The organism is Streptomyces verrucosisporus (assembly GCF_017114865.1).
In the GTDB taxonomy this organism is placed as follows: domain Bacteria; phylum Actinomycetota; class Actinomycetes; order Streptomycetales; family Streptomycetaceae; genus Streptomyces; species Streptomyces fenghuangensis.
In genome coordinates this window covers 13,638-37,756 of record NZ_JADEYH010000013.1, presented here as the reverse complement: position 1 = coordinate 37,756, position 24,119 = coordinate 13,638, and the positions used below count along the sequence as shown (strand labels likewise).

24 protein-coding genes are annotated in these 24,119 nt (G+C 74.0%); 8 read left to right on the top strand and 16 right to left on the bottom strand.

What is annotated here, in order from left to right; translation table 11 throughout:
- Positions 1–14: 14 nt before the first annotated feature.
- The 4 genes from IQ279_RS15715 to afsQ1 all read right to left on the bottom strand — a co-directional run bounded on the left by IQ279_RS15715 (position 15) and on the right by afsQ1 (position 3,701).
- Positions 15–569 carry a VanZ family protein gene (locus IQ279_RS15715; protein WP_206349153.1) on the bottom strand — a complete coding sequence of 185 codons (555 nt, stop codon included), beginning with the start codon at positions 567–569 and terminating at the stop codon, positions 15–17.
- Between the two features lie 108 nt (positions 570–677).
- A complete protein-coding gene (locus IQ279_RS15710) occupies positions 678–1,322 on the bottom strand; it encodes a hypothetical protein (RefSeq protein ID WP_206349152.1) in 645 nt (214 codons plus the stop codon).
- Positions 1,319–2,929: an ATP-binding protein gene (locus IQ279_RS15705; protein WP_206349151.1), complete on the bottom strand. Its 1,611-nt coding sequence runs from the start codon at positions 2,927–2,929 to the stop codon at positions 1,319–1,321. Before IQ279_RS15705 ends, IQ279_RS15710 begins: the two co-directional genes overlap by 4 nt.
- Positions 2,930–3,023: 94 nt before the next feature.
- Positions 3,024–3,701, bottom strand: a complete 678-nt coding sequence (gene afsQ1, locus IQ279_RS15700) for a two-component system response regulator AfsQ1 (RefSeq protein ID WP_206349150.1) — start codon at positions 3,699–3,701, stop codon at positions 3,024–3,026.
- A 212-nt stretch (positions 3,702–3,913) separates the two neighbouring features.
- On the opposite strand from afsQ1, the gene IQ279_RS15695 reads away from it, so the two are divergent.
- On the top strand, positions 3,914–4,684 hold the full coding sequence (locus IQ279_RS15695; RefSeq protein ID WP_206349149.1) for a SigE family RNA polymerase sigma factor: 771 nt from the start codon (positions 3,914–3,916) through the stop codon (positions 4,682–4,684).
- A gap of 113 nt (positions 4,685–4,797) precedes the next feature.
- Here the strand turns inward: IQ279_RS15695 and IQ279_RS15690 are convergent, their stop codons facing one another.
- Positions 4,798–5,445 carry a uridine kinase family protein gene (locus IQ279_RS15690; RefSeq protein WP_206349148.1) on the bottom strand — a complete coding sequence of 216 codons (648 nt, stop codon included), beginning with the start codon at positions 5,443–5,445 and terminating at the stop codon, positions 4,798–4,800.
- A 121-nt stretch (positions 5,446–5,566) separates the two neighbouring features.
- Between IQ279_RS15690 and IQ279_RS15685 the strand changes: the two genes are divergently transcribed.
- A complete protein-coding gene (locus IQ279_RS15685; protein ID WP_206349147.1) occupies positions 5,567–6,034 on the top strand; it encodes a hypothetical protein in 468 nt (155 codons plus the stop codon).
- 95 nt (positions 6,035–6,129) lie between these two features.
- Here the strand turns inward: IQ279_RS15685 and IQ279_RS15680 are convergent, their stop codons facing one another.
- Genes IQ279_RS15680 through deoC form a run of 3 tightly spaced genes read right to left on the bottom strand, consistent with a single transcriptional unit; the run spans position 6,130 to position 9,471 of the window.
- A complete protein-coding gene (locus IQ279_RS15680) occupies positions 6,130–7,029 on the bottom strand; it encodes an aldehyde dehydrogenase family protein (protein WP_206349146.1) in 900 nt (299 codons plus the stop codon).
- On the bottom strand, positions 7,022–8,458 hold the full coding sequence (locus IQ279_RS15675) for an aldehyde dehydrogenase family protein (protein ID WP_206349145.1): 1,437 nt from the start codon (positions 8,456–8,458) through the stop codon (positions 7,022–7,024). The genes IQ279_RS15680 and IQ279_RS15675 overlap by 8 nt, the downstream gene beginning before the upstream one ends.
- A 5-nt stretch (positions 8,459–8,463) precedes the next feature.
- Complete coding sequence (gene deoC / locus IQ279_RS15670) at positions 8,464–9,471, bottom strand: deoxyribose-phosphate aldolase (protein ID WP_241028204.1); 1,008 nt, start codon at positions 9,469–9,471, stop codon at positions 8,464–8,466.
- Positions 9,472–9,640: 169 nt separating this feature from the next.
- On the opposite strand from deoC, the gene IQ279_RS15665 reads away from it, so the two are divergent.
- The gene (locus tag IQ279_RS15665) at positions 9,641–10,267 is read left to right on the top strand and encodes a PH domain-containing protein (RefSeq protein ID WP_206349143.1); all 627 of its coding nucleotides are present in this window, start codon (positions 9,641–9,643) and stop codon (positions 10,265–10,267) included.
- Positions 10,268–10,316: 49 nt separating this feature from the next.
- On the opposite strand, the gene IQ279_RS15660 is transcribed toward IQ279_RS15665, so the two are convergent.
- The 3 genes from IQ279_RS15660 to IQ279_RS15650 all read right to left on the bottom strand — a co-directional run bounded on the left by IQ279_RS15660 (position 10,317) and on the right by IQ279_RS15650 (position 13,626).
- Positions 10,317–11,990 carry a phospho-sugar mutase gene (locus IQ279_RS15660; RefSeq protein WP_443742661.1) on the bottom strand — a complete coding sequence of 558 codons (1,674 nt, stop codon included), beginning with the start codon at positions 11,988–11,990 and terminating at the stop codon, positions 10,317–10,319.
- Between the two features lie 205 nt (positions 11,991–12,195).
- Entirely contained in the window at positions 12,196–13,017 is an 822-nt protein-coding gene (locus tag IQ279_RS15655) for a purine-nucleoside phosphorylase (protein ID WP_206349142.1), read from the bottom strand.
- Positions 13,018–13,188: 171 nt separating this feature from the next.
- Positions 13,189–13,626 carry a gamma-glutamylcyclotransferase family protein gene (locus IQ279_RS15650; protein ID WP_101256430.1) on the bottom strand — a complete coding sequence of 146 codons (438 nt, stop codon included), beginning with the start codon at positions 13,624–13,626 and terminating at the stop codon, positions 13,189–13,191.
- A gap of 106 nt (positions 13,627–13,732) precedes the next feature.
- On the opposite strand from IQ279_RS15650, the gene IQ279_RS15645 reads away from it, so the two are divergent.
- Together IQ279_RS15645 and IQ279_RS15640 are read left to right on the top strand one after the other, a co-directional pair.
- Positions 13,733–15,181, top strand: a complete 1,449-nt coding sequence (locus tag IQ279_RS15645) for an NAD(P)H-quinone dehydrogenase (protein ID WP_206349259.1) — start codon at positions 13,733–13,735, stop codon at positions 15,179–15,181.
- A 158-nt stretch (positions 15,182–15,339) separates the two neighbouring features.
- Positions 15,340–16,344, top strand: a complete 1,005-nt coding sequence (locus IQ279_RS15640) for a DeoR/GlpR family DNA-binding transcription regulator (RefSeq protein WP_241028201.1) — start codon at positions 15,340–15,342, stop codon at positions 16,342–16,344.
- A 108-nt stretch (positions 16,345–16,452) separates the two neighbouring features.
- Here IQ279_RS15640 and IQ279_RS15635 read toward each other — a convergent pair whose 3' ends face one another.
- Complete coding sequence (locus IQ279_RS15635) at positions 16,453–18,228, bottom strand: acetyl/propionyl/methylcrotonyl-CoA carboxylase subunit alpha (protein ID WP_206349140.1); 1,776 nt, start codon at positions 18,226–18,228, stop codon at positions 16,453–16,455.
- A 380-nt stretch (positions 18,229–18,608) separates the two neighbouring features.
- Between IQ279_RS15635 and IQ279_RS15630 the strand changes: the two genes are divergently transcribed.
- Positions 18,609–19,109: a hypothetical protein gene (locus IQ279_RS15630; protein WP_206349139.1), complete on the top strand. Its 501-nt coding sequence runs from the start codon at positions 18,609–18,611 to the stop codon at positions 19,107–19,109.
- Here IQ279_RS15630 and IQ279_RS15625 read toward each other — a convergent pair.
- From IQ279_RS15625 to IQ279_RS15615, 4 genes are all read right to left on the bottom strand, one after another.
- Complete coding sequence (locus IQ279_RS15625) at positions 19,090–19,704, bottom strand: Maf family protein (RefSeq protein ID WP_372445149.1); 615 nt, start codon at positions 19,702–19,704, stop codon at positions 19,090–19,092. The genes IQ279_RS15630 and IQ279_RS15625 overlap by 20 nt on opposite strands.
- An 82-nt stretch (positions 19,705–19,786) precedes the next feature.
- A complete protein-coding gene (mmpB, locus tag IQ279_RS28815) occupies positions 19,787–19,906 on the bottom strand; it encodes a morphogenic membrane protein MmpB (protein WP_369126572.1) in 120 nt (39 codons plus the stop codon).
- A 90-nt stretch (positions 19,907–19,996) separates the two neighbouring features.
- On the bottom strand, positions 19,997–20,212 hold the full coding sequence (locus tag IQ279_RS15620) for an acyl-CoA carboxylase subunit epsilon (protein WP_206349137.1): 216 nt from the start codon (positions 20,210–20,212) through the stop codon (positions 19,997–19,999).
- 50 nt (positions 20,213–20,262) lie between these two features.
- Positions 20,263–21,870 (bottom strand): acyl-CoA carboxylase subunit beta, encoded by a 1,608-nt coding sequence (locus IQ279_RS15615; RefSeq protein WP_206349136.1) that lies wholly within the window; start codon positions 21,868–21,870, stop codon positions 20,263–20,265.
- Positions 21,871–21,994: 124 nt separating this feature from the next.
- Here IQ279_RS15615 and IQ279_RS15610 point away from each other — a divergent pair, with 124 nt between their 5' ends.
- Positions 21,995–22,873 (top strand): biotin--[acetyl-CoA-carboxylase] ligase, encoded by an 879-nt coding sequence (locus IQ279_RS15610; RefSeq protein WP_206349135.1) that lies wholly within the window; start codon positions 21,995–21,997, stop codon positions 22,871–22,873.
- A gap of 120 nt (positions 22,874–22,993) precedes the next feature.
- On the top strand, positions 22,994–24,100 hold the full coding sequence (locus tag IQ279_RS15605) for an adenylate/guanylate cyclase domain-containing protein (protein WP_307792372.1): 1,107 nt from the start codon (positions 22,994–22,996) through the stop codon (positions 24,098–24,100).
- Positions 24,101–24,119 lie beyond the last annotated feature (19 nt).

Genomic DNA, 24,119 nt, shown 5'->3' with positions numbered 1-24,119 from the left:
GCGAAAGCCTCCCTCTAGGGTGCGATTCCGACCCTGGGAGTCCTCGGGGACGCACCCTGATCCCGCTTCTCGGGGGACCCCGCACGCCGGGCGCCGGAGCCGTCCTGCCGCGCCGCTGCGCGCAGCCGGGCGCGCAGTGCCGGGTAGCACAGCAGATGGACCAGGGCCACACCCGTGGTGTTGAGCAGCAGCGCGTCCACGTCCGCCACCTGCCCCGGCACCGCGGGCTGCACCAACTCGACGCCGAGCGAGATCATCGCGGCGGCGAAGACCGTACGCGCCCACGAGCCCAGCCGCGACGCCGCACGGCCCGCCGCCATCGGCAGCAGCACCCCCAGCGGGGCCAGCAGCGCCAGCCCGCCGCCGATGCCCTCCAGAGCCGCCCGCGGGCCGTCCGCCAGGTCGGCGTGGATGGAGGCGAAGGGCCGCAGGTTCGCGGGGGAGACCCAGGGGACGGACAGGGGCCGCAGCGTCAGCCAGCCGACGAACAGCAGGTGGCAGCCGAGGAGTACGAGCCCCGCTGCGCGGATGCGGTGGGCGGCGGAGCCGCCGGGGTGATGACGCTGCACGGCGACACAGACGCACACGGCGCGCGCCGCGGTTCCGCCCCTTCGCCCGCTCCGGTGCGCGGCGCGGACGCCGGGCACCGGGCGCGGGTACGGCGGGCGCCCGGCGCCCTACGGAAGCGGGGCGCCCGCGGTCTTCGCCGCCTCGGGGCTGCCGCGCAGGGCGTCGGTGCAGGAGTAGCGCAGCGGAGGTTCCCCGCCGCCGTCCCGGTCCGGTCCGCCGAGCACCACCGAGCCGTCCCGGCCGACGGCGGCCGTGCCCGTGAACGTGCAGACGATCTGGGCCAGCGCGAAGGACGGCAGCCCGCCGGGATCCCGGCTCAGCCGCAGCGCCTCCCCGGGGTCGCCGTCCCCGGGCCCGCCGATCTCCAGATCTCCGGGGACGGAGCTGCCGAAGCCCGCCTCCCGCTCGGCCCGGGACGGATTCCTGCGCAACTCCCTCAGCAACTCGCGGGCCGTCTCCAGCCGGGCCTCCGGGCCGGGCTCCGCGTCCGGCCCCGAGCCGCCCGGTGCCACGGTGCGCTCCACCGCCGAGACGGTGCCGCCGCAGACCAGGAAGACGTCCGCCCGGACGCCCTCGTCGCCGGGACCGCCCTCGTCCTCGACGGCGGGGGCCGTGCACGATGCCCTCGACGGCGCCGGGCCGGCGTCCACCGGCACCGGTGTGGAGCGTATGCCGCATCCGCCGAGCGCGAGCGCGGCCAGGGCGGCGGCGCTCGCGCGGAGGCCGGGGGCCGTACGGCGTGCGGTGCTCATGGTCCGTCCTCCCGGTGTGCGCCGCCGTCCGCGCCCGGGACGGTGTCCGTGTCCCGGTCCTGCTCCGGCGCGAGGCGGCTGGCGTCGCGCGGCAGCCGCAGAGTGAAGACCGCGCCTCCCTCGGGCGCGTTCTCGGCGGTGATGGAACCGCCGTGGATGTGGGCGTTCTCCATGGCGATCGACAGCCCGAGCCCGCTGCCCTCGGAGCGGGGACGGGAGGCGCTGGCCTTGTAGAAGCGGTCGAAGACGTGCGGCAGCACCTCCTCGGGGATACCGGGGCCGCGGTCGGCGACCCGGATGACCAGCGCGTCCTCGTCCGGACCCGCGACCGGCCCGTCGACCGGCCCGTCGACCGGCCCCTCGCCCTCCGTAGCGGCCTCGCGGGTGCGCACCGACACCCGCACCGGGGAGCCGCCGTGCTTGAGCGCGTTGCCGATCAGGTTGGCCAGGATCACGTCCAGGCGGCGCGGGTCGAGACGCGCGGCGATGCCGCGGTCGGCGTCCAGCTCGACCGCGTCCAGCCAGGCCCGGGCGTCGATGCAGGCGGTCACCTGGTCCGCGACGTCGACGTCGTCGAGCACCAGGCGGGCCGTCCCCGCGTCGAAGCGGGTGACCTCCATCAGGTTCTCCACCAGGTCGTTCAGCCGCCGGGTTTCGCTGACCACCAGGGTGACCGCGGGCGCGATCATCGGGTCGAGCGAGTCGATCTCGTCCTCCAGGACCTCGGTGACGGCGGTGATCGCGGTCAGCGGCGTGCGCAGCTCGTGCGACATGTCCGCCACGAAGCGGCGGCTGGACTCCTCGCGGGCGCTCAGTTCGGCCACCCGGTGTTCCAGAGCCTCGGCGGTGCGGTTGAACGTCCTGGACAACTCGGCCAGTTCGTCCTTCCCCGACACCCTCAGCCGGGTGTCCAGCCGCCCCTCGCCCAGTCTCCGTGCCGCCTCGCCCAGCCGCTGAACGGGCCGCAGCACGGTGGTGGCCGCGGCCTGCGCCAGCAGGGCGGAGCCGACCAGGGCCAGCGCGGTGGCGATCCCCAGCGACCAGGCCAGGGAGCTGAGGTCGTCCCGCTCGGGGGCGAGCGACTTGAACATGTAGCCCGTCGGCCCGCCGCCGATCACGGTCGCACCGCCCACCAGATACGGTTCGCCGCCCACCGTGATCCGCTGCCAGTACAGGTGGTAGGGGGCCTTGTTGACGGCGTCGAGCGGACGCTTCTCGGCGACGGCCGAGCGCAGCGTCCCGGGCACGTCCTCCAGGGAGAACCCGGGATCGGACACGGCCTCGCAGCGCGAGCCGTCGGCCTGCTCCCCGATCAGCACCACCTCGTACCGCTGGGTGCTGTTGGCCATGGTGCCGGCCGTTTCCCGCAGCGCGTCGCAGGCCGGCCGGCGGGGGAGGGAGCCGGCGCTGTCGCCCAGCGACTCGCGGAAGTCGTTGAGCGCGGCGTTCTGCGCCCGGGTCAGGACGGCGTCGCGGTTGATCCAGTACGCGATGCCGGAGACGGCCACCGCGGCGGTCAGCGCGACCAGCGCGAAGACCACCACCAGCCGCAGCCGCAGACTCGTCAGCCGCAGCGACCCGGTGATCCCGCCCAGGGAGCCGCTCACGGCGCCTCCCGGCGGGTCCGGCCGCGCCGGGGCGCGGGCGCAGGGGTGGGTGCGGGTATCGGCGCCGGGCCCCCGCCGGCCTCGCGGACGCCTGTCACGCCGGGGGGTCCAGCCGGTAACCGACGCCGCGCACCGTGCGGATCAGCGTCGGCGAGGAGGGGACGTCCTCGACCTTGGCGCGCAGCCGCTGGACGCACGCGTCCACCAGCCGGGAGTCGCCGAGGTAGTCGTGCTCCCACACCAGCCGCAGCAGTTGCTGCCGCGACAGCGCCTGCCCCGGGCGGCGGCTGAGCTCCAGCAGCAGCCGCAGCTCGGTCGGGGTGAGCTGGAGGTCCCTGCCGTTCTTGGTCACCGTCATCGCCGAGCGGTCGATGACCAGCGCGCCGAAGACCGCCGAGTCGTTCGCCTCCCGCTCGCCGCGCCGCATCACCGCGCGGATGCGGGCGTCCAGCACCCGCCCCTGCACAGGCTTGACCACGTAGTCGTCCGCGCCCGACTCCAGACCGACCACGACGTCGATGTCGTCGCTGCGCGCGGTCAGCAGGATGATCGGCAACTGGTCGGTGCGCCGGATGCGGCGGCACACCTCGAAACCGTCGATGCCGGGCAGCATGACGTCCAGCACGATCAGATCGGGCCTCTGTTCGCGCAGCAGCTTGAGGCCGTCCTCGCCCGAGGCAGCGGTCACCACGCGGTGGCCCTGCCGGGTCAGCCCCATCTCCAGGGCGGTGCGGACGGCCTCGTCGTCCTCGATCAGCAACAGGAAAGGCACGCGCGCCATTCTGGCCCATCCGGTGCCCGTACTTCGACCGGCCGGTGAACGGAGCGCGAACGCGGGCGGGTCACGGCCCGCCCGGCCTCTGTGACACCCCTGTGACAGACGGCGGACCCGGCGATGAAACTGCCCCGGCAGTGTATTGGGCGTACTCGGCGTACACGGCACGGACCGAGGACATGGGCCGGTTCCACAAAGGGGGGCGCGAGATGAACACACCGCACCGCAACATCACCAGCGCGGTTATCCACACGCGTCTGCACACTCCCGTGGTTCCGGCGCAGACCGGGGGGAAGTCCGGCGCCGCGGGCGCTTCGGGGTGCGACCGGGGCGCGGTCCGCCGACGGCCCGCGCACATCGCCCCCGCACCCGAGCCGGCCGGGGGGGAGCCGGCCGGGGCGGACCGGGGGGAGGAAGCGCGCGGGGAGGCTTCGGGGGAGCGGCGCCGGGGGGGTGTGACGGAGGCGGAGTTCACCGCCTACGTCCGCGAGCGCCGCGCCTCCCTGTACGCCACCGCGTACCACCTCACGGGAGACCGCCACGAGGCCGAGGACCTGCTGCAGAGCGCGCTGTTCTCCACCTACCGTGCCTGGGACCGGATCACCGACAAGGCCGCGGTCGGCGGATACCTGCGCCGCACCATGACGAACCTGCACATCAGCGCCTGGCGCCGCCGCAAGCTCAACGAGTACCCGACCGAGGAGCTGCCCGAGTCGGCCGGCGAGAGCGACGCGATGCGAGGCACCGAACTGCGCGCGGTGCTGTGGCAGGCGCTGGCGCGGCTGCCCGAACTCCAGCGCACGATGCTGGTCCTGCGCTACTACGAGGGCCGCACCGACCCGGAGATCGCGGACATCCTGAACATCAGCGTCGGCACGGTCAAGAGCAGCATCTGGCGCTCCCTGCGCCGGCTGCGCGGCGACGAGACGCTGAGCTTCGGGCGCGACCTGGAGGAGAGCTTCGGCGAGCTGGTCGCCTGACACACAAGGACCGGGGGACGGGGAACGGGGGGAGAAGCGGGGGGACACGGGGGAGAGCACGGGGGTGCTCCGGGAGCGGGCCGGGTCGGCCGGGGGTCCGGCCGGGCCCGCTCTCATGCGTGCACGGCCCCCGGGCGCTCGCTCCCTCGCGTACGCCTCTGACGCGCGCCGAGCGCCTCGATCCGCGCCAGTGCCTCGTCCCGGCCGCAGGCGTGGGCGCCCAGGGCGACATGGCGCGCGACGATCCCGCCCTCGGCGCGCATCAGGGCCCAGCCGCGGCGCACCAGGACGGGCAGCGACTTGCGGCCCTCGCGCACATCACGCACCAGCCGTCGCCGGAAGGTGGTGGAGGGACGGCCGCGCAGGCACAACGCGTCGGCCAGCAGGCCGAGTTCGAGACAGCGTGCGGCGATCTCGGCGGCGAATATCCCCTCGGCGACGAACAGGCCCGCGCCGCGCAGGTCGAGTGCGTCCTCGCCGGTCCGGGAGCTCGTGGAGATGTCGTACACCGGCACGGCGGCCCGGCCGCCCCCGCACAGAGCCGTGATCGCGGCCACCGCCGCGTCGGCGTCCCAGGAGCCGGGGTGGTCCCAGTCCACCCGGTCGCCGCCGGAGAGCCGGGGCAGGGACGGATCGCCGGCCTCCTTGTAGAAGTCGTCCAGGCGTAGTACGGGCAGCCCGGTGCGGGCGGCGAGCGAGGACTTTCCGGAGCCCGAGGGGCCGGTCAGCAGGATCACGCGGGCGGTGTCGTGGGAGCTCACGGAAGACCATTGTCGGCCATTCACAGGGGCGCCGGTACGTGTGTGCGTGTGACGCCCGGCTCGTATACGCTGCGTCACCGGACAGTCACAGTATTCGAGTTCTCTTGGGGTAGGTGTACCGATGACCGCTCAGCGCCGCCGTCACGCACGGGAGAGGCAAGCGGGGAGCAGCGGCGTCCAGCGAGCCCTGCTGCGCGCCGGGTTGACCGTCTCCGCGGTCGGGGCCGCGGTGGCATCGGGCGCGGGGGCGGCGGCCGCGGCGCCGGGGCAGGGCGCCGGTGCGCCCGTGCAGCTCTCGGGCCTGGCGTCTGCGCTCTCGCCGGACTCGCTCGGGTCGAGCGCGCGGGGCCTGGCCGAGGGTGTGGGAGCCACCGAGCACGCGGCGGCCGGCGCGGTGCGCCCGGTCAAGGACGCGCGGATCGATCCGCTGGCGGGCACGGGCGTCGACCCGCTGGACAACACGGTCGGCACCCAGATCGCCGACTTCCGACCGGTGAGCACCGGGGCCGTCACGGGACCGGTCAGTGAAGGGGGCACGGTCCGCACCCTGCCGGTGACGGGTCCGGTGGCGGGGCTGCTGCCCGGCTGAGCGGACGCCCGGCCCGACAGACGCCCGTCCGGGAAGGCGCCCGTCCGGGGCCGCCGCCCCCTCAGAGGGAGGCGCGGCCCCGGACGGACGGCCCGTCAGACGCCGACGGGGTGCCAGACGGTCTTGGTCTCGGTGAAGGCCAGCATCCGCTTCACACCCGGGTCGGCGGACCAGTCGGAGGTCGCGTCGGCCGGGCGCAGCACCCGCTTGAGGTTGTCCGCGGCGGCCGTCTCCAGCTCCTTGGCCAGATCCGCGTCCGCGCCCGCCAGATCGATCGCGTTGACGTCGCTGTGGGCGGCGAGCGGCGCGGCGATCTCGGCCGTCCGCCCGGACAGCACGTTGACCACCCCGCCGGGCAGGTCGGAGGTGGCCAGCACCTCGGCCAGCGACAGGGCCGGCAGCGGCGCGCGCTCGCTCGCCACGACGACGGCCGTGTTGCCGCCGACGATCACCGGGGCGAGCACCGAGACCAGGCCCAGGAGCGAGGACTCCTGCGGGGCGAGCACGGCGACCACACCGGTCGGCTCCGGCGTGGAGAGGTTGAAGTACGGGCCCGCGACGGGGTTCGCCCCGCCCGCGACCTGGGTGATCTTGTCGGACCAGCCCGCGTACCACACCCAGCGGTCGATCGCGGCGTCCACCCGGGCCGCGGCCTTCGCCTTCGACAGGCCCTCGGCGGCGGCCACCTCCGCGGTGAACTGCTCGCGGCGGCCCTCCAGCATCTCGGCGATCCGGTACAGGATCTGGCCGCGGTTGTAGGCGGTCGCCCCCGACCAGGGGCCGAACGCCTTGCGGGCGGCGACCACCGCGTCGCGGGCGTCCTTGCGGGAGCCGAGAGGTGCGTTGGCCAGCCAGTTGCCGCGTGTGTCGGTCACCTCGTACACCCGTCCGCTCTCGGACCGGGGGAACTTGCCCCCGACGAACAGCTTGTAGGTCTTCGCCACGCCCAGCCGCGTGCGCGCGGCGCCGCCGGGGTTGCCGGACTGCTCAGACATCGAGGTACGCCTCCAGACCGTGACGGCCGCCCTCGCGGCCGAAGCCCGACTCCCTGTAGCCGCCGAACGGCGAGGTCGGGTCGAACTTGTTGAACGTGTTGGCCCACACCACGCCGGCCCGGAGCCTGCCCGCCATCGCCAGGATGCGCGAGCCCTTCTCCGTCCACACGCCCGCGGACAGGCCGTACTGCGAGTTGTTGGCCTTGGCCACCGCCTCGTCGGGAGTGCGGAAGCTCAGCACCGACAGCACGGGGCCGAAGATCTCCTCGCGGGCGATGCGGTGGGCCTGGGTGACGTTCGTGAAGACCGTCGGCGCGAACCAGAAGCCCCGCTCGGGCAGTTCGCACGCCGGGGACCAGCGCTCGGCGCCCTCGGCCTCGCCGCTGTCGGCGAGTTCGGTGATGCGGGCGAGCTGCTCGGCGGAGTTGATCGCGCCGACGTCGGTGTTCTTGTCCAGCGGGTCGCCCACCCGCAGGGTGGACAGCCTGCGCCGCAGCGCCTCCAGCAGCTCGTCCTGCACCGACTCCTGGACCAGCAGGCGCGAGCCCGCGCAGCACACCTGGCCCTGGTTGAAGTAGATGCCGTTCACGATGCCCTCGACGGCCTGGTCGACCGGCGCGTCGTCGAAGACGATGTTGGCGCCCTTGCCGCCCAGCTCCAGGGTGAGCTTCTTGGCGCTTCCGGCGACCGTGCGCGCGATCTGCTTGCCCACGGCCGTGGAGCCGGTGAAGGCGACCTTGTCGACGCCCTCGTGCGCCACCAGCGCCGCTCCCGTGGAGCCGTCGCCGGTGAGGATGTTGACGACCCCCTTCGGCAGCCCGGCCTGGCGGCAGACGTCCGCGAAGAACAGCGCGGACAGCGGGGTGGTCTCGGCGGGCTTGAGGACCACGGTGTTGCCGCAGGCCAGCGCCGGGGCGACCTTCCACGCCAGCATCATCAGCGGGAAGTTCCACGGGATGACCTGGGCGGCCACGCCCAGTGGCCTCGGGTCCGGCCCGTAGCCGGCGTGGGCCAGCTTGTCGGCCCAGCCCGCGTGGTAGAAGAAGTGCGCGGCGACCAGCGGCAGGTCGGCGTCGCGGGTCTCGCGGATCGGCTTGCCGTTGTCCAGGGTCTCCAGGACGGCCAGCTCTCGCGAGCGCTCCTGGATGATCCGGGCGATGCGGAACAGGTACTTGGCGCGCTCGGCGCCGGGCAGCGCCGACCAGGAGGCGAAGGCGCGGCGGGCGGCGGCCACGGCCGCGTCCACGTCCTCGGCGCCGGCGTGGGCGACCTCCGCCAGGACCTCCTCGGTGGAGGGCGAGACGGTCTTGAAGGACTTGCCGCCCGCGGCCTCGCGGAACTCGCCGTCGACGAACAGCCCGTAGGAGGGGGCGATGTCCACCACGGCGCGGGACTCGGGCGCGGGTGCGTACTCGAACATGGGGCTCATCGTGATCAGTCCACCGTCACGTAGTCGGGGCCGGAGTAGCGCCCGGTGGTCAGCTTCTGGCGCTGCATCAGCAGGTCGTTGAGGAGACTGGAGGCGCCGAAGCGGAACCAGTCGGGGTGCAGCCAGTCGTCCCCGAGGACCTCGTTCACCATCACCAGGTACTTGATCGAGTCCTTGGCCGTGCGGATGCCGCCCGCGGGCTTGACCCCGATCTGCGTCCCCGTCGCGGCGCGGAAGTCGCGTACGGCCTCCAGCATCAGCAGGGTGTTCGCCGGGGTGGCGTTGACCGCGACCTTGCCGGTGGAGGTCTTGATGACGTCGGCCCCGGCGAGCATCGCCAGCCAGGAGGCGCGGCGGATGTTGTCGTAGGTGGACAGCTCGCCGTTCTCGAAGATCACCTTCAGGTGCGCGTCCCCGCCGCCGGCGCGGGCGCAGGCCTGCTTCACGGCCCGGATCTCCTCGAAGACCTTCATGTAGCGGCCGGAGAGGAAGGCGCCCCGGTCGATCACCATGTCGATCTCATCGGCGCCGGCCGCCACCGCGTCACGGGTGTCCGCCAGCTTCACGCCCAGCTCGGCGCGGCCGGAGGGGAAGGCGGTGGCCACGGAGGCGACCTTGACGTCCTGCCCGCCGCAGGCGTCCAGGGCCTGCCGGGCGGTGGCCACCATGTCCGGGTAGACGCAGATCGCGGCGACCTTCGGCACGGTGCGGTCGGTGGGGTCGGGGTTGACGCCCTTGGCGCACAGCGCCCGGACCTTGCCCGGGGTGTCGGAGCCCTCCAGGGTGGTCAGGTCGATCATCGAGATGGCGAGGTCGATGGCGTACGCCTTCGCCGTGGTCTTGATCGAGCGGGTGCCGAGCTGGGCCGCGCGGGCTTCGAGGCCGACCGCGTCGACCCCGGGCAGGCCGTGCAGGAAACGGCGCAGCGCGGCGTCGGAGGCGGTCGCGTCCGCCAGTGCGGGTGGCGCGGCGGGAGGCGGTGCGGCGGGTGCGGTGGGAGACGAGGCAGGCATGGTCACCAGAGGAGCATATCTACGCGCGTAGCAAACTGTCATCCCCCTCCCCGTATCCCGGCCGGGCGTACGGCGGGCCCATGAGCGGACCCATGAGCGGACCCATGAGCGGCCGGTGAGCGCCCACCGGCCGGACGCCCGCGCGGTGCGGTCGTGCAGAATCGGAGGCATGAGTGAGCAGACCGGGTACGCGGACCACACCTACCGCTCGACCATGGGGATGGTGGGGGGCACGCTGCTGCTGGCGCTCGTCGTGATGCTCGCCGCCGACGGGATCGTCGGCGGCGAGGGCCGCACCCGGTGGCTCTCGCTGGCCGCGCTGGTGGCCCTCGTGCCGCTGATCTTCGCCTTCTCCCTGCGGCCAGCCGTGTACGCGGGGCGCGAGCGGCTGCGGGTGCGCAACCCCTTCCGCACGATCACGCTGCCGTGGGCGTCGGTCGAGGGCGTACGGGCCGCGTACTCCGCCGAGGTCTTCGCGGGCGACGGCAAGTACCAGATGTGGGCGATCCCGGTCTCGCTGCGCCAGCGCAAGAAGGCGCAGCGGCAGAACCAGGGGGGCGGCAACTCCTCGGTGAACCTGTCGGGTCACGGATCGGTGTTCGCCACGGAGCTGTCCGGCAACAGCGGCTACCGGGCCCAGGCGGACCAGGCGATCGACGAGATCCGCGCCCTGGCCGAGCGCCACGCCTCCGACGAGGACGCGCAGGGAGCCCCGAGCGTCCGCTGGGCCTACGAGGTCCTCGTCCCGGCGGTGGCCGGCGGGGCGGCCCTGCTGCTCCTGCTGTTCCTGGGCTGACGTCCCCCGGCCCCGGGACACCCGCCCGGAGCCGGAGAACGCCGCGGGATCAGATCCCCGCGGCGGCGGCAAGGTCCGTCCTGAGGGCGCCCAGCACCTCCCGCGCCGTGGCGCGGGCCGCGGCCAGGTCCGAGGCGTCCGCCACGGAGACGACCGCCTCCAGGTAGCACTTCAGCTTCGGCTCCGTGCCGCTGGGGCGGACGACGATCCGGGCGCCGGCCACCCGCTGCCGGGGGTCGCCCGCCAGCCGGTAGCGCAGGCCGTCGGTCGGCGGCAGGGCCTCGCCGCCCCGGCTCAGGTCCTCGGCCGAGGTCACCGTCAGACCGGCCAGCACCGCGGGCGGCGCCTGGCGCAGCCGGCGCATCGCGCCGGCGATCACGGACAGGTCCTCCACCCGGACCGAGAGCTGGTCGGTGGCGTGCAGCCCGTACTCCACCGCGATGTCGTCCAGCAGCTCCGTCAGGGAGCGCCCGCTCTCCTTCAGCTCGGCGGCCAGCTCCGCGACGAGCAGCGCGGCCGTGATGCCGTCCTTGTCGCGCACGCCCTCGGGGTCGACGCAGTAGCCCAGCGCCTCCTCGTAGGCGTAGCGCAGCCCGTCGGTGCGGGCCAGCCACTTGAAGCCGGTCAGCGTCTCGGTGTACGGCAGGCCCGCCGCCTCGGCGATGCGCGACAGCAGGGAGGAGGAGACGATCGTGGTGGCGAAGGCCCCCCGCGCCCGCTTGTGCACCAGATGGGTGGCCAGCAGCGCCCCCACCTCGTCGCCGCGCAGCATCCGCCAGCCCGCATCCGCCTCCGGGTCGGGGACGGCCACCGCGCAGCGGTCGGCGTCGGGATCGTTGGCGATCACCAGATCCGCCCGGTGCTCGCGGGCGGTGGCGAAGGCCAGGTCCATCGCCCCGGGCTCCTCCGGATTGGGGAAGGCCACGGTCGGGAAGTCCGGGTCGGGCTCGGCCTGCTCGGCCACCGGCACCGGGACGGGGAAGCCCGCGCGCCCGAAGGCGGCGGAGACCGTGGCGCCGCCCACGCCGTGCAGCGAGGTGTGGACCACCTTCACCTCCCGGGGCCCGCCGGGGGTGAGGACACGGGCCGCGCGCTCCAGATAGGCGTCCACGATCTCCTCGCCGAGCACCTCCCAGCCGGACTCGGCGCGCGGGACGTCCGCCAGGGAACCGATGGAGGCGATCTCGTCGGCGATCTCCCCGTCGGCGGGCGGCACGATCTGGGAGCCCCCGCCGAGGTAGACCTTGTAGCCGTTGTCGCGCGGCGGGTTGTGGCTGGCGGTGACGGTGACGCCCGCGACGGCGCCCAGGTGCCGGACGGCGAAGGCCAGTACGGGCGTGGGCAGCGGGCGGGGCAGCAGGGCCGCCCGCAGGCCGGCGCCGGTCATCACGGCGGCGGTGTCGCGGGCGAAGTCCTCACTTCGGTGGCGGGCGTCGTAGCCGATGACTACCAGGCCGCCGTCGTGTCCGCGGCCGCGCAGGTAGGCCGCGAGCCCGGCGGCCGCGCGGATGACGACCGCGCGGTTCATCCGCATCGGTCCGGCGCCCAGTTCCCCGCGCAGCCCGGCGGTGCCGAACCGGAGGGTGCCCGAGAAGCGGTCCTCCAGTTCCTCCAGCTCACCGGCCTCGATGAGGGCGGCCAGTTCCGCACGGGTCTGCGGGTCGGGGTCCTCGGCCAGCCAGGACCGCGCCCGCGCGGTCAGGTCCTCGTGCACGGTTGCCACGGTCTCCTCCGCCTCTCGCGTCTCGCCTGTGGGGCGGCGCCGTACGCCGCTCCCGCTTCGCTCCCGCGCCGGTGGGCGCGGCGGCTCTCGGTGTCCACCGGTACCCGGAACGCCCGCCCGGCCCGCCCCGGGATGGGCCGTCCGGGGGCAGGGACGGGAGTCCGGGAGCCAGAGGCCCGGGGCCCGTACCGCCGGGGGTCCCGGATCAGATGCGCCGCAGGACGCTGTCCAGCAGCGAGCCCATCCGGGCGGCCGAGTCGCGGCCCGCCCGGAGGACCTCCTCGTGGTTGAGCGGTTCGCCGGTCATGCCCGCGGCGAGGTTGGTGACCAGGGAGACGCCCAGCACCTCGGCGCCCGCCTCGCGGGCGGCGATCGCCTCCAGGACGGTGGACATGCCCACCAGGTCTCCGCCGATCGCCCGGACCATGCCGATCTCGGCGGGCGTCTCGTAGTGCGGGCCGGGGAACTGGACGTAGACGCCCTCCTCCAGGGTGGCGTCCACCTCCTGGCACAGCGCGCGCAGCCGCGGCGAGTACAGGTCGGTGAGGTCGACGAAGTTGGCGCCGACGATCGGCGAGACGCCGGTGAGGTTGATGTGGTCCCGGATGAGGACCGGCTGGCCGGGGCGCATCCCGGGGCGCAGCCCGCCGCAGCCGTTGGTCAGCACGACGGTCTTGCAGCCCGCGGCCACGGCCGAGCGGATCCCGTGGACGACGGAGGCGACGCCACGGCCCTCGTAGTAGTGGGTGCGGCCCAGGAAGACCAGCGCCCGCTTGTCGCCGAGGCGGTGGGAGCGGACCTTTCCGGCGTGGCCCTCGACCGCCGGCGGCGGGAAGCCGGGCAGGTCGGTGACCGGGAACTCGTGTTCCGGCTCCCCGAGCGCGTCGGCGGCCGGCACCCAGCCCGAGCCCATGACCAGGGCGACGTCGTGGGTCCCCGCGCCGGTCAGCTCGCGCAGGCGCGCCGCCGCGGTGCGGGCGGCGGCGTACGGGGCGCCGGAGTAGTCGGTGGTGGCAGAAGCGTTCACGCCGATGAGGGTAGCCGGTAATCGCCTACGCGCGTAGACGGGTGTCCGGGGAGTGGTCCCGGAAGCGGGCCAAAGCGGACCCGGGTCGGTCGGAATGTCCTGAAGATGGCGGAAGTGGCCGGAAAACGACCCAGGGCGGCCCGTCCGGCGGGAGGCCCGTCCGGCCCGGCCTCAGCAGGGGCGCTTGCGCAGTTCCGTCACATAGTCGTGGGGCGCCCCGGCCGACTCCGCCGCGTCGGCGATCTCCCCCAGGTAGCGGGCCGAGGGCAGCCCGCCCTCGTAGCCGTTGAGGACGTAGCACCAGGCCGGCTCGTCGCCGTCCAGGGTGTGCACCCGCACCCGCATACGGCGGTAGACGTCCATGCCGACGCCCTCCCAGCGGTCCATGGAGTCCTCGTCCATGGGCGCGATGTCGTACAGCGCGACGAACACGGTCGCCTTCGGAGCCTCGACGATGGTCGCCAGCGAGCCCTCCCACCCCATGTGCTCGCCGCCGAAGGTCAGGCGCCAGCCGCTGAGCCACCCGGTGCCGCGCAGCGGCGAGTGCGGGGCGCGGCGGGACATCAGCCGGGCGTCGAGGTTTCCGGCGTATGCGGCGTAGAGCGACATGTGACGAGGGTATAGGCAGCGGCCCGGGCCACCCGTGCGGACCGCCCCGTGCCCGCCGCCGTGCCCGCGGCGGGTGGTGGCGGCCGCCGCGGGGGCGCGTGCGAGACTGGGGTACGTGACTCGGATCGTGATCATCGGTGGTGGACCAGGCGGCTACGAGGCGGCGCTGGTGGCCGCGCAGCTCGGTGCGGAAGTGACCGTCGTCGACCGCGACGGTCTGGGCGGCGCCTCGGTGCTGACCGACTGCGTCCCCTCCAAGACGCTCATCGCGACCGCCGAGGTGATGACGAGCTTCGGTTCCTCCTACGAGGAGCTCGGCATCATCGTCGAGGACGGCACCCCCGACCCCGACAACCCCGCCCGGGTCGTCGGCGTGGACCTGGGGAAGGTCAACCGGCGTGTGAAGCGCCTGGCACTGGCCCAGTCGCACGACATCACCGCCGCCGTCACCCGCGCCGGCGCCCGCGTGCTGCGCGGCCGCGGCCGGCTGGAGCCGAACCAGGCGTCCGACGGCACTCGGCAGGTCGTGGTGGAGACGGCCGGGGGCGAGGAGGAGCGGCTGACGGCCGACGCCGTGCTCATCGCCACCGGCGGCAAGCCGCGCGAGCTGCCCGACGCCCGCCCCGACGGCGAGCGCATCCTGAACTGGACGCAGGTGTACGACCTGGAGGAGCAGCCCGAGGAGCTGATCGTGGTCGGCTCCGGCGTCACCGGCGCCGAGTTCGCGGGCGCCTACCAGGCGCTCGGCTCCCGGGTGACGCTGGTCTCCTCGCGCGACCGAGTGCTGCCGGGCGAGGACCCGGACGCGGCGGTCGTGCTGGAGGACGTCTTCCGCCGCCGCGGCATGAACGTGATGTCGCGCTCCCGGGCCGCCTCCGCCAAGCGCGTCGGGGACCGGGTGGAGGTCACCCTCTCCGACGGCCGGGTCATCACCGGCAGCCACTGCCTGATGGCCGTCGGCGCCGTCCCCAACACCTCGGACATCGGTCTGGAGGAGGCCGGAGTGGCGCTGAGGGACTCCGGTCACATCCGCACCGACCGGGTCTCGCGCACCTCCGTGCCCGGCGTCTACGCGGCCGGCGACTGCACGGGCGTGTTCGCGCTCGCCTCGGTCGCGGCCATGCAGGGCCGGATCGCGATGTACCACTTCCTGGGCGAGACGGTGGCCCCGCTGGACCTGAAGACGGTCTCGGCGAACGTCTTCACCGACCCGGAGATCGCCACCGTCGGCTACACCCAGGCCGACGTGGACGCCGGCCGGATCGACGCCCGCGCCGTCAAGCTGCCGCTGCTGCGCAACGCGCGGGCGAAGATGCAGGGCGTGCGGGACGGTTTCGTGAAGCTGTTCTGCCGTCCGGGCACGGGGATCGTGGTCGGCGGCGTGGTGGTCGCGCCGCGCGCCAGCGAGCTGATCCACCCGATCGCGATCGCGGTCGACAACAACCTGACGGTCGAGCAGATCGCCAACACCTTCACGGTCTACCCCTCCCTGTCGGGTTCGATCGGCGAGGTGGCGAGGCAGCTCCAGACGCGGAAGGCGGCCGAGGGCGGCTGACCGGGGCCCGGGGTCCGCCGGGCCGCCCGCATATACCACGGCAGGGTTCTGCCTACGAACAGTTTCCGTTATTCAGCGGAAACAGCTGAAACCAGACGGTCGCGCGGGTTACCGTCTGTTCTGTGTTCGCTGCAGAACGTCGTCAACTGATCCTCGAAATGGTGCGGGCCAACGGAGCGGTGTCGCTCCGCGAACTCGCACGTGTCGTCCAGACCTCCGAAGTGACCGTGCGTCGTGATGTCCGGGCGCTGGAGGCGGAAGGACTGCTGGACCGCCGGCACGGCGGCGCGGTGCTGCCCGGCGGCTTCTCACGGGAGTCCGGCTTCCCGCACAAGGCGCATCTGGCGACCGCAGAGAAGAACGCGATCGCCGACGCCGCCGCGGGCCTCGTGGAGGAGGGCGAGGCCGTCGTCGTCGGAGCCGGGACGACCACGCAGGAACTGGCCCGCCGCCTGGCGCGCGTTCCCGGTCTGACCGTGGTCACCAACTCCCTGCTGGTGGCGCAGGCGCTGGCGCACGCCAACCGCGTCGAGGTCGTGATGACCGGAGGCACGCTGCGCGGCGCCGACTACGCGCTGGTCGGCAGCGGAGCCGAGCAGTCCCTGCAGGGGCTGCGGGTCTCGCGCGCCTTCCTGTCCGGCAGCGGGCTGACGGCCGAGCGCGGCCTGTCGACCTCCAACATGCTGTCGGCGAGCGTGGACCGGGCGCTGGTGCAGGCCGCCGCGGAGGTGGTCGTCCTGGCGGACCACACCAAGCTGGGCGTCGACACCATGTTCCAGACCGTCTCCCCGGAGGCCATCACCCGTCTGGTGACGGACGAGCCCCCGCCGCACGAGGACCGGGCGGCGGCCGAACTCCAGGCGCTGGCGGACCAGGGTGTCCGGATCACGGTGGCCGGCGCGACCGGTACGCCGTCCGGAGCGGTGGGCGCGGCGCCCGTGGCCCACTCCGGTCAGGGCGCCGCGGCCGGGGCGGAGGGCGAGGGCCGGCCCGGCGGTCCTGGTGGCCGGCCGCGGCGCGAGGTGCCGCTGCCGGGTCAGCGGAGCCGGCACCACCCGCCGGGCGGCGGGAGCGGCGCCCAGCTGCGGACGGCCCCGTCGATCGCTCAGGGCGAGAGCCAGGCGATGGGCCGGGTCGCGGACCTGGCACCCCGCCGCCACTGAGACCGGCCGCACGCCGATGGAGCGTACGCGCATACGGCGTGTACGGCGGAAGGGGGCGGGACGGCCGCGGCCGTCCCGCCCCCTTCCGTGCGCCGGGGCGGTGCGGAGTCAGTCCTTGATCTCGCAGATGACGGCGCCGGCGCTGACACCGGCTCCGACGGCGGCGTTCAGGCCCTTGACGGTGCCGCCGCGGTGGGCGTTGATGGGCTGCTCCATCTTCATCGCCTCCAGCACCACGACCAGCTCGCCCTCGGCGACGGTCTGGCCCTCCTCCACGGCGACCTTGACGATGGTGCCCTGCATCGGGGAGGCCAGCGCGTCACCGGAGGCGGCCGGGCCGGACTTCTTGGCCGCGCGCCGCTTGGGGCGGGCGCCGCCGGCCGCGGCGGTGCGGGCCAGGGACATGCCCAGCGCGGCGGGCAGGGAGACCTCCAGGCGCTTGCCGCCGACCTCGACGACCACCGTCTCGCGGCCGGGCTCGTCGTCCTCCTCGTCCGCGCCGGGCGCGGCGAAGGGCTTGATGTCGTTGACGAACTCGGTCTCGATCCACCGGGTGTGGACGGTGAACGGGTCGGCGGGCCGGCCGTTCACCTCCGGGGCGAATGCCGGGTCGGCGACCACCGTGCGGTGGAAGGGGATGGCGGTGGCCATGCCCTCGACCTGGAACTCGGCCAGTGCCCGGGCGGCGCGCTGGAGGGCCTGGGCCCGGGTGGCGCCGGTGACGATCAGCTTGGCCAGCAGCGAGTCCCAGGCCGGGCCGATGACGCTGCCGGACTCCACACCGGCGTCCAGGCGCACACCCGGGCCGGTGGGCGGGTCGAACTTCGTCACGGTCCCCGGGGCGGGCAGGAAGTTCCGGCCGGGGTCCTCGCCGTTGATGCGGAACTCGAAGGAGTGGCCGCGCACCGGCGGGTCGTCGTAGCCCAGCGGTTCGCCGTCGGCGATGCGGAACATCTCGCGGACCAGGTCGATGCCGGTGACCTCCTCGGTGACCGGGTGCTCGACCTGCAGGCGGGTGTTGACCTCCAGGAAGGAGATCGTGCCGTCCTGGCCGACGAGGAACTCGCAGGTGCCGGCGCCGACGTAGCCGGCCTCCTTCAGGATGGCCTTGGAGGCCCGGTACAGCTCGGCGTTCTGCTCGTCGGTCAGGAACGGCGCGGGGGCCTCCTCGACCAGCTTCTGGTGGCGGCGCTGCAGCGAGCAGTCACGGGTGGAGACGACCACCACGTTGCCGTGCTTGTCGGCCAGGCACTGGGTCTCCACGTGCCGGGGCCGGTCCAGGTAGCGCTCCACGAAGCACTCGCCGCGGCCGAAGGCGGCCACCGCCTCGCGCACCGCGGAGTCGTACAGCTCGGGGACCTCCTGAAGCGTGCGGGCGACCTTCAGGCCGCGCCCGCCGCCGCCGAAGGCGGCCTTGATGGCGATCGGCAGGCCGTGCTCCTCGGCGAAGGCCACCACCTCGTCCGCGCCGGAGACCGGGTCGGGGGTGCCGGCCACCAGCGGGGCGCCGGCGCGCTGGGCGATGTGGCGGGCGGCGACCTTGTCGCCCAGGTCGCGGATGGCCTGCGGGGGCGGGCCGATCCAGTTCAGTCCGGCGTCGATGACGGCCTGGGCGAACTCGGCGTTCTCCGACAGGAAGCCGTAGCCCGGGTGGATCGCGTCCGCGCCGGAGTCGGCCGCGGCCTTGAGTACCTTGGAGATGTCCAGGTAGCTGGTGGCGGGGGTGTCACCACCGAGCGCGAAGGCCTCGTCCGCCACCCGCACGTGGAGTGCGTCCCGGTCCGGGTCGGCGTAGACGGCCACGCTCGCGATCCCGGCGTCCCGGCAGGCCCGGGCGACCCGGACAGCGATTTCACCGCGATTGGCGATGAGCACCTTGCGCACGATGGCTTCCTCCTTGGCGCTGGGCCGCAACAGTATGAGCGATGTGAGTTTAGGTATCGGCGACACCGCAGGCCGAGTCGCCCAGGGGGGTGAGCTTGCCCACACGGAATGTGACCCCGGGAGTCCCGGGGAGCCCAAATCCCTTGTGGGTACACGGTACGCCGCGATCTCGCGTCCGGCTGGAGATCTTCGGTGTGGTCAAGGTTACTGTCCAGCGAAGAAACGAGAGTCCCGGACTCTTTGTGGGATTCCTATAAACGCAGGGGTGATTCTTTGCCGGGGCGCGAGGCCTTTCCCGAGCCGTTACCCGTTAGTAGCATGCGCGCTGCCGAAGGGGCCGCGCACCACGCGCGCCCACGGGACGACGGGTGGGGGACGGGATGGCGCACAGAAGGGCGGTGGCCCTTACGGCGGCCGCCGTACTCGCGGCCGAAGCCGCCGGTGCCGGGTGGCTGCACTGGGTCCTGGGCCTCATGGCCGACCGTCAGAAGATGTCCCTGGCCGGGCTGGAGCCGCGTCTGATGGCCGTCTCGACATGGGCCGGCGGCGTGCTCGTAGGCGCCTGCCTGCTGCTGTGCGCCGCGCTGCTGCTGCGTACGGGGCTGACCGACCGGCCGCCCGCCCGCCCGGCCCGCGCCCTGCTGGTCGCCGCGGCCGTGGGGCACGGGGTGCTCGGCGCGCTCGGTGTCGGGCTGGTGGGCTGGGCCGCGTTCGCGGCCATGATGCTCGTGCTCGGGCTGCTGGTGCTGACCCTGGTGGCGTACGGCCCCCGCGGCCGTGCCGAGGAGGCACGGGAGCCGGGCGGGCCGGAGGAGCCGGAAGGGCCCGGGCAGGCCCCCGCGGGACCGCCCGGGCCGCCCCTCACACCCACAGCTCCGTGACGGGTACGCCCAGCTCGGCCAGGAGGCGGCGCAGCAGCGGCAGCGACAGCCCGATGACGTTGCCGTGGTCGCCCTCGATGCCGTCGACGAAGGGGGCCGAGCGGCCGTCGAGGGTGAAGGCGCCCGCGACGTGCAGCGGTTCGCCGCTGGCGACGTAGGCGGCGATCTCCTCGTCGCTCGGCTGGCCGAAGCGGACGGTGGTGGCGGCCGTCGCCGAGGCCCGGCGGCCGGTGGCCGTGTCCACCACGCAGTGCCCGGTCACCAGGACGCCCGCCCGCCCGCGCATGTCCTTCCAGCGGGCCGTGGCCTCCTCGGCGTCCGCCGGCTTGCCCAGCGGCCGCCCGTCCAGCTCCAGCACCGAGTCGCAGCCCACGACGAGCGCGCCGGCGGCCTCGGGGCGCCCGGCCACGGCGCCGGCCTTCGCCTCGGCCAGCAGCAGGGCCAGCTCGGCCGGGGTGGGGGCGTCCAGGGCGTCCTCGTCCACACCGCTGACGATCACCTCGGGCGCCATGCCCGCCTGCCGGAGCAGCCCGAGCCGGGCGGGGGACTGGGAGGCGAGGACGAGACGGCGGCGGGGCGTGGTGTTGTGGGCCATACGGCCCATCCTAGGAAGCCTCCCGGCAGCCGCGGGCCGGGGCCGCACCGAACCGGGGACGCACCGGACCGGGGCCGCCCGCTCACAGCAGCAGGAAGACCGCCACCATGGCGACGGCGAGCAGCCAGCCGGTACGGCGGAGCATCGCCTGGGTGGTGCGCAGCTCCTCGGGGGGTTCGTCGGCCGGGTCGGACCAGAGCATGCCCCGATCCTGCGCCACGGCCGGGCCGGGCGCCTGAGTACGCGTACTCAGGCGCCCGGCCGTGTGCGGTGCCTCCCGTCGGCGGGAGGGTCAGGCGGGCCAGTACGCCGTCCGCCAGGCCCGCGGGCCCGGGTGCGGCAGACGGTGGCCGGGGACGGTGCGGGCCGGGTCCGACCACTCCGAGCCGCGCTCGGCGGGCCCGTCGGTCCCGCCCGCGGCCGCCAGGGCCGCGGCCCGGGTGCGCACCACCGCCAGGGCGGCGGCCAGTTCCTCGGGGGTCGGGTTGCCGCGTACGACCTTGATCACGTCACGGTCTCCTCGCTGTCGCGGGCGGTCACAGGGTGCCCAAGGGGCGGTCAGAGCGGGATGTTGCCGTGCTTCTTCGGCGGCAGCGACTCGCGCTTGTTGCGCAGCGAGCGCAGCCCCCGCACGATGTGGCGGCGCGTCTCGGAGGGCACCACCACCGCGTCCACGTATCCGCGCTCGGCGGCCACGTACGGGTTGAGCAGGGTGTCCTCGTACTCGGCGGTCAGCTTCGCCCGCAGTTCCTCGCGCTCCTCGTCCGTCCTCGCGGCCGCCAGCGTCCTGCGGTGCAGGATGTTGACCGCGCCCTGCGCGCCCATCACCGCGATCTGGGCGGTGGGCCAGGCGAAGTTGAGGTCGGCGCCCAGGTGCTTGGAGCCCATCACGTCGTACGCGCCGCCGAACGCCTTGCGGGTGATGACGGTGATCAGCGGCACCGTCGCCTCGGCGTAGGCGTAGATCAGCTTGGCGCCGCGCCGGATGATGCCGCCGTACTCCTGGTCGGTGCCGGGCAGGAAGCCGGGCACGTCCACGAAGGTCAGCACGGGGACGTTGAAGGCGTCGCAGGTGCGCACGAAGCGCGCGGCCTTCTCGGAGGCGTCGATGTCCAGGCAGCCGGCGAACTGCATCGGCTGGTTGGCGACGATCCCGACCGGGTGGCCCTCCACCCGGCCGAAGCCGGTCAGGATGTTCGGCGCGAACAGCGGCTGGGTCTCCAGGAACTCGCCGTCGTCCAGCACGTGCTCGATCACGCCGTGCATGTCGTAGGGCTGGTTGGCCGAGTCCGGGATCAGGGTGTCCAGCTCGAGGTCGGTCTCCGAGGTCTGGAGGTCCGCCTCCTCGGGGAAGGCGGGCGGCTCGGAGAGGTTGTTGGACGGCAGGTACGACAGCAGCGCCTTGACGTACTCGACCGCGTCCTCCTCGCCGGAGGCCAGGTAGTGCGCCACGCCGGAGGTGGAGTTGTGGGTGCGGGCGCCGCCCAGCTCCTCGAAACCGACGTCCTCGCCGGTGACCGTCTTGATGACGTCGGGGCCGGTGATGAACATGTGCGAGGTCTGGTCGACCATCACCGTGAAGTCGGTGATCGCCGGGGAGTAGACCGCGCCGCCCGCGCACGGGCCCACCACCAGGGAGATCTGCGGGATCACACCGGAGGCGTGGGTGTTGCGGCGGAAGATCTCGCCGTACGCGCCCAGCGAGGCCACGCCCTCCTGGATGCGGGCGCCGCCGGAGTCGTTGATGCCGATGACCGGGCAGCCGGTCTTCAGAGCGAAGTCCATCACCTTGACGATCTTCTGGCCGTAGACCTCGCCCAGCGCGCCGCCGAAGACGGTGAAGTCCTGGGAGAAGACGGCCACCGGGCGGCCGTCGACCGTGCCGTAGCCGGTGACGACGCCGTCGCCGTAGGGGCGGTTGGCGTCCAGGCCGAAGTTGGTCGAGCGGTGGCGGGCGAACTCGTCCAGCTCCGTGAACGACCCCTCGTCCAGCAGCATTTCGATCCGCTCGCGAGCGGTCAGCTTGCCCTTGGCGTGCTGCTTCTCCACCGCGCGCGCCGAACCCGCGTGCGTGGCCTCCTCGATACGCCGCCGCAGATCCGCGATCCTGCCCGCGGTCGTGTGACGATCCTGGTCCTCGGGGGCTGGGCTCTGCTGCTCGGACACGGGCTGCGGCTCCTCGTCGTGGCGTGCGGTCGTCGTGCGTCGTGGCGTCTGGCTACCGACTCGTAGCGTATCGGCGCGGGAGTGATCCGGCGGTGCGGCGTTTGCCACACCTAATCTGTCTTGCATGACACCGAACGACCCGTCGGACGGTCCCTGGTCGGACCTGGAACGCCCCCCGCTGAACGCCGCCTCGCTGCGCCGTGCGCTGGTGCGGCCCGAATCGCTGTGGACCTCGCTGGAGGTGGTGGAATCCACCGGCTCCACCAACACCGACCTCGCCGCGCGGGCCGCCCGCGGCGAGGTGCGGGAGGGGGAGGTGCTCGTCGCCGAGCGGCAGACCGCGGGGCGCGGGCGGCTGGAGCGCACCTGGACGGCGCCCGCCCGCTCGGGGCTGTTCCTCTCCGTACTGCTGTCCCCCGGGGTGCCCGCCGAGCGGTGGAGCTGGCTGCCGCTGCTGGCCGGAGTCGCCACCGCCTCCGCCCTGTCCCGCACCGCCGGGGCGGACGTGGTGCTGAAGTGGCCCAACGACGTCCTGGTGCGCTCCGGGGGCGAGGAGCGCAAGATCGGCGGCATCCTCTCCGAGCGGGTCGAGCGTCCCGGCGGCCACGCCGCCGTGGTGCTGGGCATCGGCCTCAACGTCACACTGCGCCAGGAGGAGCTGCCGGTGCCCGGGGCCGGCTCCCTGGCCCTGGCGGGCGCGCGCGTCACCGACCGCGACACCCTGCTGCGCGCGGTGCTGCGTTCCGCGGAGGAGTGGTACGTCCGCTGGCGGGAGGCCGGCGGCGACCCGGAGGCGAGCGGAGCGCGCGAGGCGTACACCGCGAGCTGCGCCACGCTGGGCCGGCAGGTGCGCGCGGTGCTGCCCGGGGAGCGCGAGCTGCTGGGCGAGGCGGTCGCGGTGGACGACGCCGGGCGGCTGGTCCTGGCCGGCGCCGAGGGCGTGCAGCAGCCGGTGGGCGCGGGCGACATCGTGCACCTCAGGCCCGGTTCACAGGGGGCGTAGGGCGGCCGCCCGGGCAGCCGCGGGAGCGGTCGCCGGGAGAGTGAGCCAGGGCACACCTGCCGTATCGTTGAGTCGACCCAGCGCGGCGGGCGCGGCGGCAGTGAGTGGATCGGAAGGGCAGTGGACGACTCGGGCACCCCAGCCGAAGAGCCGGCGACGGACGGCGAAGCGGCCGGTGAGGCGGCCCATGACCAGGCCCGGCCGGAGGAGGACCCCCTCGCGCTCCGCATCGAGCAGCTGATCCTCGGCGCCGGCCGGCAGTACACGCCCTTCCAGGCGGCCCGGGCCGCCGACGTCTCCATGGAGCTGGCCGCCCGCTTCTGGCGCGCGATGGGGTTCGCCGACATCGGCCAGGCCAAGGCCCTGACCGAGACGGACGTGATCGCGCTGCGGCGGCTGGCCGGCCTGGTGGAGGCGGGGCTGCTGAGCGAGGCGATGGCGGTGCAGGTGGCGCGGTCCACCGGGCAGACCACCGCGCGGCTGGCCGAGTGGCAGATCGACTCCTTCCTGGAGGGCCTGACCGAGCCGCCCGAACCGGGCATGACCCGCACCGAGGTGGCCTACCCGCTGGTCGAGCTGCTGCTGCCGGAGCTCCAGGAGTTCCTGGTGTACGTCTGGCGGCGGCAGCTGGCCGCCGCCACCGGCCGGGTGGTGCAGGCGGCCGACGACGAGGAGATGGTCGACCGGCGCCTGGCGGTCGCCTTCGCCGATCTGGTCGGCTTCACCCGGCTGACGCGCCGGCTGGAGGAGGAGGAGCTGGGCGAGCTGGTCGAGGCGTTCGAGACCACCGCCGCCGACCTGGTCGCCGCGCACGGCGGCCGGCTGATCAAGACGCTCGGCGACGAGGTGCTCTACGTCGCCGACGACGCGGGCACCGCGGCCGAGATCGGGCTGCGGCTGATCGAGACCCTGGCCAACGACGCGACGATGCCGGAGCTGCGGGTGGGCATGGCCCTGGGCACGGTCACCACCCGGATGGGCGATGTCTTCGGCAACACGGTCAACCTGGCCAGCCGGCTGACCTCGATAGCGCCCAAGGACACGGTGCTGGTGGACGGCGCGCTGCGCGCGGAACTGGTGGCCGCCGGGGAGGCGCCGGAGTCGGAGAAGGAGACGGACGCCGACGCGCCGTACCGCTTCGCGCTCCGCCCCCTCTACCAGCGCCCGGTGCGCGGCCTCGGCGTCATCGAGCCCTGGCTGCTGACCCGCCGCACCCCCGGTTCCTGACCGCCTCACCCCGGTTTCC

Bases quoted from the DNA above. Each gene is read 5' to 3' on its own strand.
- IQ279_RS15710 (WP_206349152.1), bottom strand. From the start codon at position 1,322: ATGAGCACCGCACGCCGTACGGCCCCCGGCCTCCGCGCGAGCGCCGCC.
- IQ279_RS15695 (WP_206349149.1), top strand. From the start codon at position 3,914: ATGAACACACCGCACCGCAACATCACCAGCGCGGTTATCCACACGCGT.
- IQ279_RS15685 (WP_206349147.1), top strand. From the start codon at position 5,567: ATGACCGCTCAGCGCCGCCGTCACGCACGGGAGAGGCAAGCGGGGAGC.
- IQ279_RS15680 (WP_206349146.1), bottom strand. From the start codon at position 7,029: ATGTCTGAGCAGTCCGGCAACCCCGGCGGCGCCGCGCGCACGCGGCTG.
- IQ279_RS15675 (WP_206349145.1), bottom strand. From the start codon at position 8,458: ATGAGCCCCATGTTCGAGTACGCACCCGCGCCCGAGTCCCGCGCCGTG.
- deoC (WP_241028204.1), bottom strand. From the start codon at position 9,471: ATGCCTGCCTCGTCTCCCACCGCACCCGCCGCACCGCCTCCCGCCGCG.
- IQ279_RS15665 (WP_206349143.1), top strand. From the start codon at position 9,641: ATGAGTGAGCAGACCGGGTACGCGGACCACACCTACCGCTCGACCATG.
- IQ279_RS15650 (WP_101256430.1), bottom strand. From the start codon at position 13,626: ATGTCGCTCTACGCCGCATACGCCGGAAACCTCGACGCCCGGCTGATG.
- IQ279_RS15640 (WP_241028201.1), top strand. From the start codon at position 15,340: ATGGTGCGGGCCAACGGAGCGGTGTCGCTCCGCGAACTCGCACGTGTC.
- IQ279_RS15630 (WP_206349139.1), top strand. From the start codon at position 18,609: ATGGCGCACAGAAGGGCGGTGGCCCTTACGGCGGCCGCCGTACTCGCG.
- IQ279_RS15625 (WP_372445149.1), bottom strand. From the start codon at position 19,704: ATGGCCCACAACACCACGCCCCGCCGCCGTCTCGTCCTCGCCTCCCAG.
- mmpB (WP_369126572.1), bottom strand. From the start codon at position 19,906: ATGCTCTGGTCCGACCCGGCCGACGAACCCCCCGAGGAGCTGCGCACC.
- IQ279_RS15610 (WP_206349135.1), top strand. From the start codon at position 21,995: ATGACACCGAACGACCCGTCGGACGGTCCCTGGTCGGACCTGGAACGC.